General features: G+C 68.1%; 3 protein-coding genes. All 3 read right to left on the minus strand.

Translation table 11 applies throughout. The annotated features are described in order from the left end of the window. Window positions 1-214: 214 nt before the first annotated feature. A complete protein-coding gene (locus VIR09_RS15580) occupies window positions 215-2,119 on the minus strand; it encodes a ribonuclease catalytic domain-containing protein (protein WP_332013688.1) in 1,905 nt (634 codons plus the stop codon). Between the two features lie 77 nt (window positions 2,120-2,196). Then, window positions 2,197-2,799, minus strand: coding sequence for a YqiA/YcfP family alpha/beta fold hydrolase (locus VIR09_RS15585; protein WP_332013689.1), 603 nt, complete (start codon window positions 2,797-2,799; stop codon window positions 2,197-2,199). A gap of 29 nt (window positions 2,800-2,828) precedes the next feature. Beyond that, on the minus strand, window positions 2,829-3,364 hold a 536-nt coding region (locus VIR09_RS15590; RefSeq protein ID WP_332013690.1), incomplete at its 5' end, for a glutamate ligase domain-containing protein.

Here is a 3,364-nt window from a genome sequence, read left to right on the forward strand (position 1 = left end):
CGTCGGCGCGGGCGCCTGAGTGGCGGGCAACCTCGATGCGCCCGAGGGAATCTGAAGGGAAGGCCGAAGGCCTGGACGAAGATGACGACGGGGCAGTCCGGAGCGAAGGCTCCGGACCGCAATCGTGGGCGCCCGCCACTCAGGCGCCCGCGCCGACGGGCGGCCTACGAAGAACTCGCAACGCACAGCCCCAAGACGCCAGAGCAGAAGAAACCTACTCCTGCCCACCCACAGCAGGACTAATCTCCCCGATATACCGGCAATCCAGCTCCAGAGACAACTCATCCATCCCCAGAATATCAATCTCGACTGCAGTCCCGCGCTCCAGCTCCGGCATCCCCCCGACTCGAGTCACCAGCGGCGCATTCGCGAACCGCACCAGGTCGTCCCGCAGCACATGCGCGACCGTGCGGGTCACGTTGTGCTGCTTCAGCCAGCGCAGGCACCAGTAGCGTTCCATCGCGCTCTGGAACTCCGCCCAGGCCGCGTACTGCGCGTCGAACGCGCCGATGATGGCGAACAGGTCCGCGTCGCGCGGCTTGAACGGGGCGACCAGGCGGGCGGAAACGCCGTGCTCTACCGCGGCGATCAACTGCCACTGGTTGACCAGGTCCACGTAGCGGCGCAGCGGCGAGGTGCTCCAGGCGTATTGCGGCACGCCGATGGCTTCGTGCGGCAGGGCCTGGGTGCTCATGCGCACGCGGCCGGCTTGCTGCGAGCGGTAGATGCCCGGCACGCCATGCTGGTGCAGCAGGCCGCCCCAGAGGTTGTTCGCCAGGATCATGTATTCCGCCACCATGCGGTCCAGCGGCGCATTGCGCTGGCGGGGCACCAGACGCACCGGCGTGTCGGGATCGTCTGGGTTGCCGTCCAGGTAGAAGCTGTACTCCACCCGGGAATTGTTCTCCGGCTTGCCGCGCACGTTCTCGCGCTGGGCCGACAGGGCCTGCGCCAGCTTCCATAGCGGACGCAGCCAATGGCCATAGGGCAGATCGGCGGAAGGATCGGACAGGCTGGCTTCCGTGACCTGCGCGTCCAGCATGTTGTGGCGCAGGTTCTCGCGCACCACCACGCGTTCCAGGCGGGTTTCCGATTCGATGACTTCGCCGGTCTCCGGGTCCGCCACGACGTACAGGGACAGCACCGGCACTTCGCGACCAGCGTCCAGCGAAAACGCCTTGATGACGTTGTCCGGCTGCATCGGGATCTTGTCGCCCGGCATGTAGACGGTGGACAGGCGCGCGCGCGCCAGCTTGTCGAATTCGCTGTCGCGGGTCACCGTCAGGCCCGGCGCCGCCACGTGCACGCCGACGCGCAGCCGGCCGTCGGGCAGGGTGGAGACGGACAGGGCATCGTCGATTTCGGTGGTGGTGACGTCGTCGATCGAATAGATTTCAGCGTCGGACAGCGGCAGCTCGCGGTCGACGGCGGGCAGTTCCAGGTCCGGGAACGCCAGTCCGCGCGGGAAGTTCACCGCCAGGAAGCGGCGCTTGTGCAGGGCCAGCGCGTGCGGCCAGGCGCCCAGTTCCAGCAGCAGGCGGTCGGGGCTCTTGCCCAGCTTGGCGCAGGCGGCGTCCAGCGCCTTCCATTGCTGCGAATTCTTGTCGGGGCGGATCAGGAGCGACTCCGCGGCCTGGGCGATGGGCTCGGGCAGGCGTCCGGCGGCCATTTCGTCCACCCATTCCTGCTGCTGTTCGGCCTGGCGCTGTTTCTTTTCCAGCGCGGCCAGGGCGGCGGCCAGGATGTCCGGTGGGGCGGGGCGGTAGCTCCCTTTGCCGCGGCGGTGGAAATACGCCGGCGCGCCGTGCAGGCGCATCAAGAGGGCGGCCTGTTCCACGGGCGTGGGGGCGTGGCCAAAGTAATCAGCGGCCAGGGCCGGTGAGTCGAATTCTTCCTGCGGCGCGCATTCCCACAGGAATTGCAGGTCCAGCGTTTCGGCAGTCGCGGCCGCCTGGCTCATCAGCGCGGCCGGTTCGGGCGCCGCGAAGGTGAACAAGGTGTTGGCGCGCTTGATCTTGCTGCGCTTGCCGGATTCCGATTCCACCTGCAGGCTGGCATCGGTCTCGGACAGGATATTGCCGGCCTTGAAGCTGCCGTCGTCTTCGTAAAACACATACATGGTGGGGATCGTCCTGGGCGGCGCGCACGCGCCGCCTTGCGCAGCTATATATAGAGAGTGTTGAAGTCTGATACTGATTATTGGGGGCGAACCTGCTTGTCGCCAAGGGCGAATTCAAGCACTTCGGGCATCCATTCCGCAAAATCGGACAAACCGTGGTCGCTGCCTTGCACGATGCGCTGGCGGCAGCCCGCGTAGCGGTCGCGCATTTCGCGCCAATCCAGCACCTCGTCGCCGGTGGCCGCCACCAGGAAGTAGCGGTCGGGCTGGGTGATGCGCGGGGCGTGGATGGCGGCCAGTTCGTCCACGTATTCGGGCAGGAAGACGAACGGCGCGTCGGAATGATACATGCGGTGCTCGCCGACCTGGGTGGCGAGGTCGCGGGCGGCCTCGACCGCCGGATTCAGCAGCACCGCCTTGCAGCCCAGCTGTTCGGCCAACCAGGTGGCGTAGAAGCCGCCCAGCGACGAGCCGATCACGGTCAGCTTCCGGGGCGAGTCCGCGCCCTCCAGCTGGCGCCGCGCGATGCCCATCGCCAGGGTGATGGCCTCGCGCGGGCTGGCGGGCAGTTGCGGGCAGGCCCAGTCCGCCGACAGGCCGCGCGCGGCCATGGCGTCGGCCATCATCTGGGCCTTGAGCGAGGTCGGCGAGGAACGGAAACCGTGCAGATAAAGAATCATTGCTCGCCTTTGCGGTGTCGTTGCCGGAATCAGGCGCGCGCCTGCAGGGCGTCCAGCAGCTTGCCGTGCACGCCGCCAAAACCGCCGTTGCTCATGACCAGAACCTGGTCGCCCGGGCGGGCGGCGCCGGCCACGGCGGCAACCAGCGCGCCGATGTCATCGTAGCTGGAAGCCCGGTCGCCCAGGGGGGTCAGCACGTCGGCCGGGTTCCAGCCCAGGGCGTGTTTGCCGGAGTGGGCGCCAAAGCAGAACACCAGGTCGGCGTCGGCCAGGGCCTCGGGCAGGCGGGCAGCCATGGTGCCCAGCTTCATCGTGTTCGAGCGCGGCTCCAGCACCGCCAGGATGCGCGCCGCGCCGACCTGGCGGCGCAGGCCTTCCAGGGTCGTGGCGATGGCGGTGGGGTGGTGCGCGAAGTCGTCGTAGACCTTGATGCCGTTGACCGTGCCGCGCAACTCCATGCGGCGCTTCACTCCCGCGAACCGGCTCAGGGCGTCGATGCCCTGCGCCGCCGGCACGCCCACGTGCTCGGCGGCGGCCAGCGCCGCCAGCGCGTTCATGCGGTTGT

The sequence above is a fragment of the Achromobacter sp. genome (assembly GCF_036567245.1).
Classification (GTDB): domain Bacteria; phylum Pseudomonadota; class Gammaproteobacteria; order Burkholderiales; family Burkholderiaceae_B; genus Achromobacter.